10 protein-coding genes are annotated in these 16257 nt (G+C 70.6%); 2 read left to right on the top strand and 8 right to left on the bottom strand.

Going from position 1 to position 16257, the window contains the following annotated elements:
* Positions 1-249 precede the first annotated feature (249 nt).
* The 4 genes from EF387_RS36725 to nsdA all read right to left on the bottom strand — a co-directional run bounded on the left by EF387_RS36725 (position 250) and on the right by nsdA (position 6214).
* Positions 250-2721 carry a [protein-PII] uridylyltransferase gene (locus tag EF387_RS36725; RefSeq protein WP_128380942.1) on the bottom strand — a complete coding sequence of 824 codons (2472 nt, stop codon included), beginning with the start codon at positions 2719-2721 and terminating at the stop codon, positions 250-252.
* Between the two features lie 27 nt (positions 2722-2748).
* Complete coding sequence (locus EF387_RS36720) at positions 2749-3087, bottom strand: P-II family nitrogen regulator (protein ID WP_128380941.1); 339 nt, start codon at positions 3085-3087, stop codon at positions 2749-2751.
* A complete protein-coding gene (locus tag EF387_RS36715) occupies positions 3084-4424 on the bottom strand; it encodes an ammonium transporter (protein ID WP_128380940.1) in 1341 nt (446 codons plus the stop codon). The genes EF387_RS36720 and EF387_RS36715 overlap by 4 nt, the downstream gene beginning before the upstream one ends.
* Positions 4425-4738: 314 nt before the next feature.
* The gene (gene nsdA, locus EF387_RS36710) at positions 4739-6214 is read right to left on the bottom strand and encodes a transcriptional repressor NsdA (RefSeq protein ID WP_128380939.1); all 1476 of its coding nucleotides are present in this window, start codon (positions 6212-6214) and stop codon (positions 4739-4741) included.
* Between the two features lie 500 nt (positions 6215-6714).
* On the opposite strand from nsdA, the gene EF387_RS36705 reads away from it, so the two are divergent.
* The gene (locus EF387_RS36705) at positions 6715-7368 is read left to right on the top strand and encodes a bifunctional DNA primase/polymerase (protein ID WP_128380938.1); all 654 of its coding nucleotides are present in this window, start codon (positions 6715-6717) and stop codon (positions 7366-7368) included.
* A gap of 93 nt (positions 7369-7461) precedes the next feature.
* On the opposite strand, the gene ftsY is transcribed toward EF387_RS36705, so the two are convergent.
* Positions 7462-8655, bottom strand: a complete 1194-nt coding sequence (gene ftsY, locus EF387_RS36700) for a signal recognition particle-docking protein FtsY (protein ID WP_128380937.1) — start codon at positions 8653-8655, stop codon at positions 7462-7464.
* A 252-nt stretch (positions 8656-8907) separates the two neighbouring features.
* Between ftsY and EF387_RS36695 the strand changes: the two genes are divergently transcribed.
* On the top strand, positions 8908-9885 hold the full coding sequence (locus EF387_RS36695) for an LLM class flavin-dependent oxidoreductase (protein WP_128380936.1): 978 nt from the start codon (positions 8908-8910) through the stop codon (positions 9883-9885).
* A 293-nt stretch (positions 9886-10178) separates the two neighbouring features.
* Here the strand turns inward: EF387_RS36695 and EF387_RS36690 are convergent, their stop codons facing one another.
* The 3 genes from EF387_RS36690 to EF387_RS36680 all read right to left on the bottom strand — a co-directional run bounded on the left by EF387_RS36690 (position 10179) and on the right by EF387_RS36680 (position 16031).
* The gene (locus EF387_RS36690; protein ID WP_128380935.1) at positions 10179-11594 is read right to left on the bottom strand and encodes a sugar porter family MFS transporter; all 1416 of its coding nucleotides are present in this window, start codon (positions 11592-11594) and stop codon (positions 10179-10181) included.
* A gap of 232 nt (positions 11595-11826) precedes the next feature.
* Complete coding sequence (locus EF387_RS36685; RefSeq protein ID WP_128380934.1) at positions 11827-15600, bottom strand: AAA family ATPase; 3774 nt, start codon at positions 15598-15600, stop codon at positions 11827-11829.
* A gap of 227 nt (positions 15601-15827) precedes the next feature.
* A complete protein-coding gene (locus EF387_RS36680) occupies positions 15828-16031 on the bottom strand; it encodes a hypothetical protein (protein WP_128380933.1) in 204 nt (67 codons plus the stop codon).
* Between the last annotated feature and the right edge of the window lie 226 nt (positions 16032-16257).

Here is a 16257-nt window from a genome sequence, read left to right as displayed (position 1 = left end):
TTCCCGCGCCGGCGGGCAGGATTCCCGCGCTACCGGGCAGGTTTCCGGGCGAGAAGCGGGGTCCCGGGCGGCGCGGGGCGGGTGGCCGGTCCCGGTTTCCCGGCCCGGAGTGGCCGACCACCTCGCACCGGAACCGAGTGGTCTCAGCCCGTCACGGGGTTCTTCCCACTCGGCGGAAACGAGCCGCCCGCCCCGCAGCAGCCGCCCGCCCCACAGCAGCGCAGCAGCCGCCCACCGCGCGGCAGCCGCTCAGCCCCGCAACGCCTCTTCCAGCTTCCGTGCCACTGCCGCAGCCTCCTCGCCCGGCAGGGGCGCCCCCTCGGGACCGGTCACGTAGAAGGCGTCCACCGCGTTGGCGCCCAGGGTGGAGACGTGGGCGCTGCGCACCCGGACGTCCGCCTCCTCCAAGGCGCGCCCGATGCGGTGCAGCAGGCCGGGGGCGTCCTGGGCGCGGACCTCGATGACCGTGGCGAGGCGGGAGGCCGCCGCGGCGACCGTGACGCGTGGCGGCGGGGCCACGATGCCCCTGCGGCGCGGATACGCCGCGTCCCGCTCGGCCAGTCGTCGGGCGATGTCGAGGGAGCCGTCCAGGGCGCGCACGAGGTCGGCGCGGAGCCGGGCGGCCTGGGGCAGGGAGCCGTACTCGGCGGCGACTCGCCAGTCGAGCAGCAGGACCGTTTCACCGGTCTGGTCGGTGTCCTGGAAGGGCAGCTCAACGGCGCGCAGCTCGGCGGTGCGGACGGTCAGCCGGTGCATGGCGAGTACGCCGGCCACCGCGGGCAGCACCCCCGGCTGGTCGGGCACCGCGATGAGGAGTTCCACGCCGAGCGGCTCCGGATCCTCGGGGCCGGAGCCCGCCGCCGCGTCCTCGCCGGGCGGTTCGGTCTGTGCGCGCAGGGCGAGCACCGGTCCCCCGGTACGGAACGCCTCTATCGCGAGGCGCTCCTGCTCGGCGGTGGGCGCCGCCTCCTCGGGTTCCTCGGGGGCGTCCCCGGCGAGTGCCGCCGCGACCCGCTTGACCAAGTCGGTCACGAGCGAGCCGCGCCAGGACGACCAGGCGGCGGGGCCGGTGGCGAGCGCGTCCGCCTCAGTGAGGGCGTGCAGCAGTTCGAGTGTGCTCTGTGAGCCGACCGCGTCGGCGACCGCGCGCACGGTCGCAGGGTCCTCCAGATCGCGCCGGGTGGCGGTCTCGACGAGCAGCAGGTGATGGCGTACCAGGGAGGCGAGGACGGCGACGTCGTCGCGGTCGAAGCCGATCCGGGCGGCCACGTCGCGCGCGATGATCTCGCCCGCCACGGAGTGGTCACCGGGCCAGCCCTTGCCGATGTCGTGCAGCAGGGCGGCGACGAGCAGCAGGTCGGGGCGGCCGACGCGGCGGGTGAACTCGGAGGCCTGAACCGCGGTCTCGATCAGATGGCGGTCGACGGTCCAGATGTGCACGGCGTTGCGCTGGGGACGGCAGCGCACCCGCTCCCAGTCGGGCAGGAGGCGGGTGATCAGGCCTTCCGCCTCCAGGGCCTCCCAGACCTCCACCGTCGGGCGTCCGGAGCCGAGCAGTGTGACGAGTTGTTCGCGGGCCTCGGCGGGCCAGGGCGTGGGCAGCGGGCGGGTGGTGGCGGCCAGGCGCCGTACGGCGTGCAGAGAGAGCGGGAGTCCGGCCTGGGCCGCCGCAGCGGCGGCGCGCAGCGGCAGTGCGGGGTCGCGTTCGGGGCGCGCGGCGCGGGCGAGCACCACCTCGCCGTCCTGCTCGACCACGCCTTCGGCGAGAGGGGACCGTTCGGGGACGGGTTTCCCGCCGCCGAGCATGGCACGCAGCCGTGGCCGTACGGCGCGCGAACGCAGCACGCGCCCGACCTCGCGCCAGGTCACATCGCTCGCGTAGGAAATGACGCGGGCGGCTTCGTAGACCTGTCGCAGCAGCGTGTCCGCGTCCAGCAGGTCCAGTTCGGCGGCGACCTGGTCCTGCTCCTGCAGGGCGAGCCGGTCGGTGGCGCGTCCGGTGGTCAGGTGCAGGGCGTCGCGTACGTCGAGGAGTCCCCGGCGGGCGTCGGCGAGACCCTCGCGTGGGGCGTCCGCGAGCCAGGACGCGGCCACCGCGCGCAGGGCGGTGGCGTCCCTGAGGCCCCCGCGGGCCTCCTTCAGATCAGGTTCCAGCAGGTACTGCAACTCGCCCTGCCGCTCGGCGCGTTCGGCGCACAGCTCCTGGAGTTCGGGCAGACGCTTGGGCGCCTGGTTGCGCCAGTCGGCCAGTACGGCCGAGCGCAGTCCGGCGGTGAGGCCGAGGTCGCCCGCGAGGTGCCGGGCGTCCAGCAGGCCGAGCTGCACCTTGAGATCCTCGCCGGCCGTCTTGCGGGCCTCGGCGGGCGTACGGACGGAGTGGTCGAGGGCGAGGCCCAGGTCCCAGACGGGATACCAGATGCGGTCGGCGAGGGCGGCGACCGCATCCGCGTCACTGCCGTCGTGGAGCAACAGCAGGTCGAGGTCGCTGCGCGGGGAGAGTTCCCCGCGGCCGTAGCCGCCGACGGCGATCAGCGAGACGCCCTTGAGCCCGTCGGCTCCGGCGTCGAAGAGTCCGCTCAGCCAGTCGTCGGTCAGTTCCGCGAGAGCCGCACGGCGCGGCGGCCCGGACTGCGCCTCCCCCTGGAGGAGGCGCAGCCGGGCCGCCGCATAGCCGCTGGGTCCCGAGTCTTCTGCATCGGTTCGCACGTCGGTACTCGTCACCCAGCGACTCCTGTTCTGTTTCGTCCCTTACAGCGCGTCGGGTCCGCGCTCGCCGGTCCGGACCCGGACCGCCGTCTCGACCGGTACGGCCCAGACCTTGCCGTCACCGATCTTGCCGGTGCGGGCCGCCTTGACGATGACGTCGATCAGCTGTTCGGCGTCGTCGTCCTCGGCGAGGACCTCGATACGGATCTTCGGGACCAGGTCGACCGTGTACTCGGCGCCGCGGTAGACCTCGGTGTGCCCCCGCTGCCGACCGTAGCCGCTCGCTTCGGTGACCGTCAGCCCGTGGACGCCGAAGGCCTGGAGGGCTTCCTTGATCTCGTCGAGCCGGTGCGGCTTGACGACGGCGGTGATGAGCTTCATGCGTCCACCTTCTTGCTCTGCGCGGCCTCGGCGACCGGGGCGGTTACGGCACTGCGGGCGCCACCACCGGCACCACTGAAGTCGTATGCGGTCTCGGCGTGCTCGGCCTGGTCGATGCCGGCGACCTCATCGTCCTCGCTGACCCGCATGCCGAGGGTCTTGTCGATGAGGAAGGCAAGGACCGCGGAGGCCACCAGGGAGTAGGCGAGGACCGCGAAGACACCGGCGCACTGCTTCCAGAACTGGTCCAGGCCGCCGCCGTAGAAGAGGCCGGCCACGTCGGACTGGCCGCCACCGGTGGCGAAGAAGCCGATGAGCAGCGAGCCGACGACACCGCCGACCAGGTGGACGCCGACGACGTCGAGCGAGTCGTCGTAGCCGAACTTGTACTTCAGGCCGACCGCCATGGCGCAGAGCACACCGGCGATGGCGCCGACGGCGATCGCGCCGAGCGGTGAGACCGCACCACCCGACGGGGTGATGGCGACCAGACCGGCGACCGCACCGGAAGCGGCACCCAGGGTGGTGAACGCACCGTGGCGGATCTTCTCGTAGATCAGCCAGGCGAGCATCGCGGCCGCGGTGGCGATCTGCGTGTTGAAGAACATCAGCGCGCCGACACCGTCGTCGTTGCCCAGCCAGGAGCCGGCGTTGAAGCCGAACCAGCCGAACCACAGCAGACCGGCGCCGAGCATGACCAGCGGCAGGCTGTGCGGGCGCATCGGGTCCTTCTTGAAGCCGACGCGCTTGCCGATGACCAGGATCACGCCGAGTGCCGCGGCACCGGCGTTGATGTGGACCGCCGTACCACCGGCGAAGTCGATCACGCCCAGCTCGAAGGCCCAGCCGCCCGCGCCCCAGACCCAGTGGGCGACCGGGAAGTACACGACCGTGGCCCACAGGGCTACGAACAGTGCCCACGCCGAGAACTTCACGCGGTCCGCGACGGCACCGCTGATCAGGGCGGGCGTGATGATCGCGAACATCAGCTGGAAGACGGCGAAGACATAGATCGGGATGGTGTAACCGTCCCACAGCTCCGTCAGGCCGATGCCGCTGAGGCCGACATAGTCCGAGGACCAGCCGATGATGCTTCCCGAGTCGGTGCCGAAGGCGAGCGAGAAGCCGTAGATCACCCAGAGGATGGTGACGATCCCCATGCTGATGAAGCTCATCATCAGCATGTTCAGGGTGCTCTTGACCCGGACCATGCCTCCGTAGAAGAAGGCGAGACCGGGAGTCATGATCAGCACCAGGGCGGAACAGATGAGCATGAATCCGGTGTTTGCGGCAGACAGCGTGGGCGCCTCTGCGGCAAGAGTGATGGCTGGTGCCATCGGCGTCTCCTCGTCGTTTGGTACGGCCCCGTGCGGGCGAAGCCTGAGCGGTTATGAGGGGTGGGCCGGTTATGCCGACCGAGATTGGCGCAGCGCCGTTTCGGTGGGCGCCCCTCGATGTTTCGCCGCCGTGACGAAGAGGTCCTGCGTGTTACGCGTCGATGAACTGCCGGATGTCCCGCGGCACGATCGTTATCGTGGCGCAACCTTCCGAATGTGAAAGCAGGCCGACCGCGGCGGGCCATCCGTTGACCTGGCATGGGGGAGCCGAGTCGGGCAGTTCGGGATGGCCGGCCGCGGCCGGGGTCCGGGGGTCAGACCGCTTCGGCGGTCTCGGGCAGCTCCAGAGCCAATTGGTCGGTCAAGTCGACGACTTCACGGAGGTCTCCGAAGTCCCGTGCGGCGGTGTCGACGGTCTTGCGGATCCTGGTGTTGACCCGCTCGGAGCGCACCTTCTTGGCGACGGCCAGCGCCTGCCCGGCCAGCTGCGCGCTCTGCTCGGGCTCGCGTTGCAGGAGGTGCACGGTGGCCATGCCGATGAGGTTCAGTGCGTACGAACGCTGGTGCTCGGCGTCCTTTTCGAAGAGTTCGACGGCGCGCCGCATCACGGGCTCGGCGAGCGAGGCGTACGTGGGACTGCGGCCCGCGACATAGGCGAGATCCCGGAAGGAGTGGGCGTTCTCGCCGTTGAGTTCGGCCTCGGAAAAGAAGCGGATCCAGTCGGGCTCGGGCTCGTCGAATTCGAGGGCGTCGGCGAAGGTGTCCTCGGCCATCCGGACGGCCCTCTTGCACTTTCCGGGCTGTCCCATGTTGGCGTAGGCGCGGGCCTCCATCGCATACAGCATTGCCTGGGTGCGCGGGCCCGCGCAGTCGCGGCTTCCGTACTGTGCGAGGTGGATCAGTTCCAGCGCGTCGTCGGGGCGGCCGAGGTGGATCATCTGGCGGCTCATGCTGGAGAGGATGTACGAGCCCAGCGGCTTGTCGCCCGCTTCCTTCGCTGCGTGCAGAGCGAGGACGAAGTACTTCTGCGCGGTGGGCTGGAGCCCCACGTCGTAGCTCATCCAGCCCGCGAGTTCGGCGAGCTCGGCGGCGACCTTGAACAGCCGCCTGGTGGTGGGGCCGGACTGCGGCTCCTGGAGTAAGTCCGTCACCTCGTGCAGTTGCCCGACGACGGCCTTGCGGCGCAGGCCGCCACCGCACTGGGCGTCCCACTGGCGGAACATCACGGTGGTGGACTCCAGCAGGTCCAGCTCCGGCTGGGACAGGCGCCCGGGCCGGCGGGACGCCGCGGTGGGTTCGGGGCGCTCCAGCGGAGTGGCCGGGGTGGGCACGAGCCAGCGTTGCATCGGCTCGATCAGCGAGGGGCCCGCGGAGAGGCCCAGCGAGGTGCCGAGGAACCCGCGCCGGGCGAGCATCAGATCGCTGCGGGAGAACTCACCGATCAGGGCGACCGTCTGCGGAGCGGTCCACGGCAGGTCGACCCCGGACACGGAGGGTGACTGGTGGGCGGCGCGCAGTCCCAGATCCTCGACGGCGACGACACAGCCGAAACGCTCGGAGAACAGCTCGGACAGGATCCGCGGGATCGGTTCGCGGGGGTTCTCGCCGTCCAGCCAGCGGCGCACCCGGGAGGTGTCCGTGGAGATGTGGTTGGCACCCAACTGGCGGGCACGGCGGTTCACTTGTCGGGCGAGCTCGCCCTTGGACCAGCCACTGCGGACGAACCACGACGTCAGCAGTTCGTTCGGGCGCTTGTCAGCGTTCGTACCGCTTCCGCCGTTGCCGCCCACTGGAACGCCCCCATTCCCTGAAACCCTCATGCCCTGTGCGCGCCCGCACCGTGTGCTTCTGCTTCCGTGCCGTCGCACCGTGTGCGCCAAGCCCTACCAGGATGCCGTTCGCCGCAACCGTCGTACGCCACTTCTCACCCACCGAACGGAAAGCCGACTTGCCTCCGGCATACCCACGAGCGCACACGCTCAGGACTCGCGCACTCAGCGTAGTCCTGTGATCACTCATCCGGCGAGGGAGGGTCCGGAAACGCCACCATTCGCCACCCCTTCGAATGAACTCGCGCGCCACTCGACGCGATTCACTTGACACAGGACGCTCGGGGCAGGCGGAACGGTGCACTCTGGAGCGTGCGCCACCCAGCGGGGGCGCGTATCACCGACTGCACCACCTTCGCCGCTTCCGAGCGCTGAGGGGATCGGAACGACGTCAGGGAACAGAGAGTTACATTCCCTATCCGTTTCGTAACCACCGGCGAGCTGAACCCGTTGGAGGGGGCATGGGCTTCACGATCGGCGGCATCCGCGACCTGCGGTCCGGCTCACGTCGCCGCGGCCGCACCTCAGAGTGCACCGCCGTGGCCGAGTTCACCGGACTCTGGGGCTGGGACGTGGTACCCGGGGCCAGGGCCGAGGCGGGCGCGTGTTCGTGCGGCCGGGCCGACTGCGCCGCTCCGGGCGCCCATCCACTCGGCTTCGCCCCGGTGGTACCCGCCGGAGCCACCCTCGACGAGGTATCCGCCGCCTGGGCCGAATTCCCCGGGGCGGCGGTGATGCTGCCGGTGGGACGCGCCTTCGACGTGATCGAGGTCGCCGAGTCCGCCGGCCGCCGCGCGTTGATCCGGCTGGAGCGGATGGGGCTCCCCCTGGGCCCGGTGACGGCTACGCCGGACGGCCGCGCGCACTTCTTCGTCGCCCCCGGCAGTACGGCCCAGCTGCCCGAGCTGCTCTACCGCATGGGCTGGGACGACGCCTCGCTCGACCTGCACGGCCTCGGCCCGGGCGCGTATGTCACGGCTCCGCCCTCGGACCGCGGCGGTCTCGGACCGGTCGACTGGCTGCGCTCCCCCGACCTCGACTCCGCGACCAGGCCACCGCAGGCGAGGCTGCTGCTCGGCACGCTGGCGTACGTGGCGCATCGTTCCCGCGCCTAGCTAGTGCCGGTCGGGCACAAGCGAAGAGCCCCACCCCATCTGCACCATGGGGTAGGGCTCTTCTCACGGAGCGGGCGCCTCGGCCTCGTGCGCTCACTCTCCGATAAGGGCATCCACGAACGCTTCCGGCTCGAACGGCGCGAGGTGGTCGGGCCCCTCGCCCAGCCCGATCAGCTTCACCGGGACCCCCAGCTCACGCTGGACGGCGACCACGATGCCGCCCTTCGCCGTGCCGTCCAGCTTGGTCAGCACGATGCCGGTGATGTCGACGACCTCGGCGAAGACCCGGGCCTGCACCAGACCGTTCTGACCGGTGGTGGCATCGAGCACGAGCAGGATCTCGTCCAGCGGCGCGTGCTTCTCCACCACCCGCTTGACCTTGCCCAGCTCGTCCATCAGACCGGTCTTGGTGTGCAGTCGGCCGGCGGTGTCGATGAGCACGGCGTCGGCTCCCTCGGCGATGCCCTCCTTGACGGCGTCGAAGGCGATCGAGGCGGGGTCGCCGCCCTCGGGTCCGCGCACGGTGCGTGCCCCGACGCGCTCGCCCCAGGTCTGCAGCTGGTCGGCGGCGGCGGCGCGGAAGGTGTCGGCAGCACCCAGGACCACGGACTTGCCGTCCGCGACGAGCACACGCGCGAGCTTGCCGGTGGTGGTGGTCTTGCCGGTCCCGTTGACGCCGACGACCATCACGATCCCCGGGGTATCGCGCGGTGACTCGGTGTGCACGGTGCGGTCCATGTCGGGCCCGACCAGCTTGATCAGCTCGTCACGCAGCAACCCGCGCAGTTCGTCGGGGGTGCGCGTGCCGAGCACCTTGACCCGCTCGCGCAGCCGCTCGACCAGTTCCTGGGTGGGAGCGACGCCGACGTCCGCGGTGAGGAGCGTGTCCTCGACCTCCTCCCAGGTGTCGTCGTCGAGGTGCTCGCGGGACAGCAGCGTGAGCAGCCCCTTGCCGAGCGCGTTCTGGGAGCGGGAGAGCCGGGAGCGCAGCCGTACCAGACGGCCGGCGGTCGGCTCGGGGACTTCGATCGCGGGGGCGGGCGGTTCCTCGACGACGACCGGTGCGGCCGGGCCCGGGAGGTCCACCTCCTCGATCGTTCTGCGTGGTTCTTCACGCGGGGTCTCGGCCTCGTCGCCGACGTGCGGCTCGGCCGGAGGGGCGGTGATGTCGGGCGTTGTGGGGGGCGCGGGCGGCAGCTGCTTCCTTCTGCGGCTGCCGACGACGAGCCCGCCGAGCGCGACGATCACGACCACGGCGATGACTACAGCAAGGATGACGAATTCCATAACACAGCCAGTATGGCGTGGCCTCGCCCTCGACCGTTCGTTGGACGCGGAGCACCGCAGGCCGCACCGGCCCGGCCGGCCCGCCCGCCGGCCTCGCGCCGCCGGGAAGCCCACCAGGAGGTGGGCCGTGTGCCACCGTCGCAGGCGCCAGGAGACCGGTGCCGCACCTATGGTCATCTGACGCTCCGTCAGCTAGGGTCCCCCCTCCACCGGCACCACCGCCAATCTCCGCCCGCGAAGGGGGACGGCTCCATGCCCGTCACCGTCGTACGTTTCAACCTGATCGAGCCCGACGCGACCGGCGCCTCCCTCAGCGCCCGCTACCGGGCCGCCGTAGAGATGGCCGCGTACGCCGACGACCGCGGTATCACCACCGTGCAGACCGAGGAACACCACGGCGTCGCCAACAACTGGCTCCCCTCGCCGTTCGCCCTCGCAGCTGCGGTCTTCGGGGCGACCCGGCACATAGCCGTGACGGTCTCGGCCGTGATCGGCCCGCTCCACGACCCGCTGCGGCTCGCGGAGGAGATCGCCGTACTGGATCTGCTCAGCGGTGGCCGGCTGGTGACGGTCGCGGGGATCGGCTACCGGCCGGACGAGTACGCGATGTTCGACGTGGAGTGGAAGCGCCGGGGCCGGCTCCAGGACGAACTGCTCGAGACGCTGCTGGCGGCGTGGACCGGCGAGCCCTTCACCTTCCGAGGCCGTACCGTACGGGTCACCCCGCGGCCGTTCTCGGAACCGCATCCCTTGCTGCTGGTGGGCGGCTCCTCCAAGGCGGCGGCACGGCGTGCGGCCCGGCTCGGGCTGCCGTTCTTCCCGAGCGCGCATCTGCCCGAACTGGAGACGTACTACCGGGAGCGCTGTGCCGAGTACGGCACCGAGGGGTTCTGTCTGATGCCCGCCGCGGAGACCCCGCTGCTGCACATCGCCGAGGACCCGGACCGGGTGTGGGCGGAGCACGGGGAGCGCTTCCTGCACGAGGCCCGGATGTACGCGTCCTGGCAGTCCGACACGATCCGCTCCGCGGTGAAGTCGGCGGCGACGAACGTGGCGGAACTGCGGGCGGAGGGGGTCTACCGGGTGCTCACCCCCGACGACTGCGTCAAGTTCGCGGCGGAGGGCGCCGAGAACCTCGTCCTGCACCCCCTGTGCGGTGGAATGCCCATCGACGAAGGCTGGCGCAGCCTGCACCTCTTCGCCGAGCAGGTTGTCCCCCGACTCACCTGACCTGCTGACCGGCTGACCCGCCGACCCGCCGACCCGCCGACCCGCCGACCCGCCGAGCATCATTTGTCCCCGACGAGTCGTCCGTCGCTCATGCCGCTCCCGGCGCAGCCGGCAGAGCTGCCCAGGAACACCGAACCGCTGCTCCGGCCCGGGCAGTGGCCGGGCCGGAGCAGCGGTGGTTCACAGGGGCAGAGCCGAATCCCCACGGGTTCCTAATCCCCACGGGTTCCGTATCCGCTTCGGGCCTGCCCGGGAATCGCCGGACGGTCCAGCCCGTCCGGCGGACCGGACAGCTACCCCATCTCCTCCAGCGACTTGCCCTTCGTCTCCGGAACGAACTTGAGCACGAACGGGATGGAGAGCGCGGCGAAGATCGTGTAGAGCACGTAGGTCACCGAGAGGTTCCAGTCGGCCAGGGACGGGAAGCTCGCGGTGATGGCCCAGTTGGCGATCCACTGTGCGGAGGCGGCCACGCCCAGGGCGGCGGCGCGCATCCGGTTCGGGAACATCTCGCCGAGCATGACCCAGACGACCACACCCCAGGAGAGGGCGAAGAAGAGGACGAACACATGGGCCGCGACCAGGGCGATCCAGCCCTGCGTGCTCGGCAGCTTGCCGTCCACCAGGTCGTACGAGAACGCCCAGGCCTCCAGCGCGAGGCCGATCACCATGCCGACGGAGCCGATCAGGGCCAGCGGCCGGCGGCCGATGCGGTCGACGAAGATCATCGCGATCACTGTGCCGACGATGTTGATGATCGACGTGGTGAACGAGTAGAAGAAGGACTCCGTCGGGTTGACGCCGACCGACTGCCACAGCGTCGAGGAGTAGTAGAAGGCGACGTTGATGCCGACGAACTGCTGGAAGACGGACAGTCCGATGCCGGCCCAGACGATCGGCTTGAAGAGGAAGCTGCCGCCGAGCAGGTCCTTGAAGGTCGGCTTGTGCTCGCGCCGCATGGCCTGTTCGATCTCGCGGACCCGGGCGTCCAGGTCGACGTCCCCACCCTCCACCTCGGCGAGTACCTCACGTGCCCGGTCGTCCTTGCCGGCCGCGATGAGGAAGCGCGGCGACTCGGGGATGGCGAACGAGAGCAGGCCGTACAGCACGGCCGGGATCACCATCACGCCGAGCATGACCTGCCAGGCCTCCAGGCCCATCAGTTCGCCGCGCTGGTCACCGTCGGCGGCGTTCAGTACGCCCCAGTTGACCAGCTGCGACACGGCGATACCGACGACGATCGCGGCCTGCTGGAAGGAACCGAGCCGGCCGCGGTACGCGGCCGGGGCGACCTCGGCGATGTAAGCCGGGCCGATGACGGAGGCCATGCCGATGGCGAAGCCGCCGACGACGCGCCAGAAGGCGAGGTCCCAGAGGGAGAAGGGCAGCGCCGAGCCGACGGCACTGACGGTGAAGAGGACCGCGGCGATCTGCATGCACCGGATGCGTCCGATGCGGTCGGCTATCCGGCCCGCGGTCGCGGCGCCGACCGCACAGCCGATCAGTGCGATGGCGATGACCTGCGCGAGGGCCGCGGAGCCGATGTCATACCGGCCGCGGATGGCCTCGACGGCGCCGTTGATCACCGCACTGTCGTAGCCGAAGAGGAAACCGCCCATCGCGGCGGCCGCCGCGATGAAGATGACATGGCCTAGATGCTCGGGATGAGCCGTCCTGGCTCCGGACTGGGATGCCTGCGCTGTGGTCACGTGTAACTCCTCAGGCCACCGGCCTCGCTGCCGGGGGTGGGGGACGAGCCCTCCAGGGGTGCAATGGCGAAGTGCCGCTCACCGCCTGAAGGTTGAAGCAATGTTGCAGAGACTATGCCTTCAACTTTCGAAGTCAACAAGCGGCCTATTGCCGCCACTGCTCAGCATCGCCCCACCGGGGTGCGAGAGTTGTGTTCAAGATTTGAAGACTTGGAAACGCTTCGAAGCGCACCTAGCGAAGCCGCTGGCTGATGACTTTCGAGACTCCGTCGCCCTGCATGGAGACGCCGTAGAGCGCGTCGGCGACCTCCATGGTGCGCTTCTGATGCGTGATCACGATCAGCTGCGAGGCCTCCTGCAGCTCCTGCATGATCCGGATCAGCCGCTGCAGATTGGTGTCGTCGAGCGCGGCCTCGACCTCGTCCATGACGTAGAACGGGCTGGGGCGCGCCTTGAAGATCGACACCAGCATCGCCACGGCCGTCAGCGAGCGCTCACCGCCGGAGAGCAGGCTCAGCCGCTTGACCTTCTTGCCCGGCGGCCGGGCTTCGACGTCCACACCGGTGGTGAGCATGTTGTCGGGGTCCGTCAGCACGAGCCGCCCCTCACCGCCCGGGAACAGCCGGCTGAACACGCCCTCGAACTCCCGGGCGGTGTCCCGGTAGGCCTCGGTGAAGACCTGTTCGACGCGTTCGTCGACCTCCTTCACGACCTGCAGCAGATCGGCGCGCGTCTTCTTGAGGTCCTCCAGCTGCTCGCTGAGGAACTTGTGGCGCTCCTCCAGGGCGGCGAACTCCTCCAGTGCGAGCGGATTGACCTTGCCGAGCTGCTGATAGGCCCGCTCGGCCGCCTTGAGACGTTTCTCCTGCTCGGCCCGCTGATACGGCCGGGGCCGGTTGCGCGGATGCTCCGGGTCCTCGGGCAGTTCCTCGCCCTCGGCGGGGGGCGAGGGCGGTACGAGCTGATCGGGCCCGTACTCGGCGACGAGCCCCGCCGGTTCCACACCGAGTTCCTCCAGCGCCTTGGTCTCCAACTGCTCTATCCGCAGCCGCTTCTCGGCGCCGAGTACCTCGCCCCGGTGAACTGAATCCGTCAACTTGTCCAGTTCTGCCTTGAGGTCGCGTCCCTCCGTGCGGGCCCGGGCGAGTTCCTGCTCCTGGTGCGCCTTCGCGCGTTCGGCGGCGGAGCGTTCCTCCGCCGCGCGGACGAGGGACACCTCGACGTGGGCGAGGAGTTGCCGGGCACCGTCCGCGACCGCCTGGGCGACGGCGGCCTCGTGACGCAGCCGGGCACGGCGCTGCTCGGCACGCGCGCGTGCCTCGCGTTCCGCGCGGGCGGCCCGGTCCAGCGAGTCCGCACGCCCGGCGAGCCCCTTGACCCGTTCCTCGTGCGTACGCACCTGGAGCCGGGCCTCCATCTCGGTCTGCCGGGCGTTGGCACCGTCGGCGGCGAGCCGGTCCCGTACCGAGGTGTCGGGCTCGTCCTCGACCGGCATCTCCTCGGCGACGGCGAGACGTTCCGCCAGTTCCTCGACCTCTTCGAGCGCCCGGTCGAGCGCGTCCTGCGCCCGTTCCGCGGCGGCCCGGCTGCGCTCGGCCTCCCCGGCGGCACCACGCGCCTGCCCGGCGAGCCGCCCGAGCTGCTGCGCGACGGCGGACTTCTCCCGGTCGGCCGCGCGTCGCCGCTCACCCAACTCGTCCACGAGGGCGGCACGTTCCTTCCGCTGCTCGGTGGCGGCCCGCTGGGCCTCGCTCAACTCCTCGCAGAGCACAGCCAGCTGCTCCAGCTCGGCCGCGGCCTCGTCGACGGAGGCCTGCACCTCGAGCAGACTGGGCGCCCCGGCGGATCCGCCCTGCGCGAAGTGCGCCCCGAGCAGGTCGCCTTCGGCGGTCACGGCGGTGAGGTGGGGCTCGGCGGCCACCAGGTCCTCGGCGTCCTCGAGGGTGCCCACGACGACGATCCCCTCGAGGAGCCGGCGTACGGCGGGCATGAGCTCACGGGGACCGCGTACGAGGTCGGCGGCGTACGTCGGCCCGTCGTACGGTGCCCGCGCGGCAGCCGCCGTACCGGCGGCGGGAACCGCCGCCCCCGTTGGCGAAACAGCCGTGCCGGTGGCCGGAACGGCCGCCGTACCAGTGGCGGGAACGGCCGCCCCGGAGGCCGGAACAGCCGCCCCGGTGACGGGACCCGCCATGCCGGAGGCAGAACCCACCGCCCCGGCTCCGTCCGCCGGTACCCCACCCGCCGCGTCGTTCCCGGAGTCCTTCCCGGAGTCGACCCTGGGGCCCGGTGCCGCCAGCAGCAGGGTGGCGCGTCCCGCGTCCTGCTTGCGGAGCAGGCGGATCGCGTTCGCCGCCGCCGACGGTGTGCGGACCGCGATGGCGTCCGCGGCAGCGCCGAACGCCGCGGCCAGCGCGACCTCGTGACCGGGGGTCACCGTGAGCAGTTCGGCGGCCGGGCCGAGGACACCGGTGAGCCGGTCCTTCGCCTCCAGCAGGGCGCCGGTGCCGTCCTTCCTACGGAGGCCCAGCGCCAGCGCCTCATGACGGGCCGCCACGGCCGCCCGCTTGCGTTCGGCGGCCGTGGCCGCCTCGCGGGCCTCCGCCAGTGCGGTCTCCGCCTCGCCGAGGGCTTGTCTGGCCGCCTCGTGCTGCTCGGCCAGTTCGGCGTCGCCCGCGTCGAGCCCGTCGACCTCGGCCTTGAGCTGCTCGTACTCCTCCTGCGCGGCGACCGCCCGTTCCTGGGCCTCGTCGCGGGAGGCTGCCAGGCGGTCGATCTCCGACTGCGCCGAGGCGGCCCGCGAGCGGGCCGCGCCCACCTGGCCGCTCAGACGGGCCAGTCCTTCACGACGGTCGGCGATCGCGCGGGCCACGTCCTTCAGCCGGCGTTCCTCGACAGCGAGTTCGCGCTCCAGTTCGGCTCGATGGGCGACGGTGTCCTCCAGCGCACGTTCCGCCGCCTCCAGGGCCGCCTCCAGTTCGGCCTCCTGCTCCCGGATCCGGGCGGCCTCGCGCTCCATGTCCTCGGGGTCGCGCCCGCGCCGCTCCTCGGCGGGCTGGGAGGTGGCGGACTTGACCCGGGCGTCCGCGAGGGAGATGGTGCCGCGCACCCGTTCCGCCAGCTGCGACAGTTCGTACCAGGTCTGCTGGGCGCGCTGCAGCCGGGGGGCGAGCCGCCGCACCTCGTCCTCCAGGAGACCCTCGCGCTGAAGGGCCCGGCGCAGTTCGGTCTCGGCGGCCTCCTTGCGCTCCTTCAGGGCGGCCTCGTCCGCGATCTCGGCCTTTAGGCCCTCCCTCAACCGTACGAGGTCGTCGGCGAGCAGCCGCAGCCGGGCGTCCCGGAGGTCGGCCTGGATCACGGCCGCCCGGCGCGCGACCGCGGCCTGGCGGCCCAAGGGCTTGAGCTGTCGGCGCAGTTCGTCCGTCAGGTCCTGGACGCGGGCGAGGTTCGCCTGCATGGCGTCCAGCTTCCGCAGCGCCTTCTCCTTGCGCTTGCGGTGCTTGAGCACGCCCGCGGCCTCCTCGATGAAGGCCCGGCGGCCCATCGGATCGGCGTGCAGTACGGAGTCCAGCTGCCCCTGACCCACGATCACATGCATCTCGCGGCCGATGCCGGAGTCGGACAACAACTCCTGGATGTCCAGCAGACGACAGGTGTCACCGTTGATCTGGTACTCGCTGCCGCCGTTGCGGAACATGATCCGCGTGATGGTGACCTCTGAGTACTCGATCGGCAGCGCGCCGTCGGAGTTGTCGATGGTCAGCGACACCTCGGCCCGGCCGAGCGGTGGACGCCCGGTGGTGCCGGCGAAGATGACGTCCTCCATCTTGCCGCCGCGCAGCGACTTGGCCCCCTGCTCCCCCATGACCCAGCTGAGCGCGTCCACGACGTTGGACTTGCCGGAACCGTTGGGGCCCACGACACAGGTGATGCCGGGTTCGAACCTGAGCGTGGTCGCCGAGGCGAACGATTTGAACCCGCGCAGGGTCAGGGCCTTGAGGTGCACGCCGCCGGACTCTACCTTTCGCTGTCGGTCTCACTCCATGAACGCGCGGTTTCACCCATGAACGTGCAGGGCACATCAGACGTTATAGAGAGTGAAAGACCGGTGTAGGAACGCGGCAGGAGCACGGGGGGCCAAGAAAGAAGGGACGCCGAAGCGTCCCTTGCAATGATGCGGTAGCGGCTGACAACGGGCAGCCTGGCCACTGATACGGGGTGGTGATGCAGTGGTCAGGTCAGCGCAGGCTCCGCCTGGGGTACGTCGATGCTCTCCAGAAGCTGGTCGTGAGAAGCGGCAGCCGTCAGTGCGTCGTTTTCGGCCTGGATCCGTACGAGCTCGGATTCCAGATCCTGTACGCGCTGCTGGAGCCGTCGCATCTCGGCGAGGAGTCGCGGGTCGGAGCCGCCGACGTAACCGAGAAGCGCCTTTGCCATGACTGATGGTCCTCCACACTGAGTGACCGACCGAAGTGCGGTGTGGGTCGTGAGGGAAATCGCACCCGCGGTGTCTGGCACTCTTCAGTTCTCGCTGTCGTTCTTACATGCCAAACAGCTAAGGTGCGCGGGGCTTTCAGCGTCTCACCAAAAAGTTTGACGGTCAACACGATCACGCCCAGTATTGGCGGGCAACCCGACAGTGCGCGGCCCGGAACGGGCGACG

This window comes from Streptomyces cavernae (assembly GCF_004023625.1).
Taxonomy (GTDB): domain Bacteria; phylum Actinomycetota; class Actinomycetes; order Streptomycetales; family Streptomycetaceae; genus Streptomyces; species Streptomyces cavernae.
Note: the sequence above shows the minus strand (reverse complement) of the source record. Positions and strands in the feature narration are given on the sequence as shown.

Excerpts from the sequence above, each read along its gene's own strand:
- EF387_RS36715 (WP_128380940.1), bottom strand. The coding sequence starts at position 4,424 with ATGGCACCAGCCATCACTCTTGCCGCAGAGGCGCCCACGCTGTCTGCC.
- EF387_RS36705 (WP_128380938.1), top strand. The coding sequence starts at position 6,715 with ATGGGCTTCACGATCGGCGGCATCCGCGACCTGCGGTCCGGCTCACGT.
- ftsY (WP_128380937.1), bottom strand. The coding sequence starts at position 8,655 with ATGGAATTCGTCATCCTTGCTGTAGTCATCGCCGTGGTCGTGATCGTC.
- EF387_RS36720 (WP_128380941.1), bottom strand. The coding sequence starts at position 3,087 with ATGAAGCTCATCACCGCCGTCGTCAAGCCGCACCGGCTCGACGAGATC.
- EF387_RS36695 (WP_128380936.1), top strand. The coding sequence starts at position 8,908 with ATGCCCGTCACCGTCGTACGTTTCAACCTGATCGAGCCCGACGCGACC.
- EF387_RS36680 (WP_128380933.1), bottom strand. The coding sequence starts at position 16,031 with ATGGCAAAGGCGCTTCTCGGTTACGTCGGCGGCTCCGACCCGCGACTC.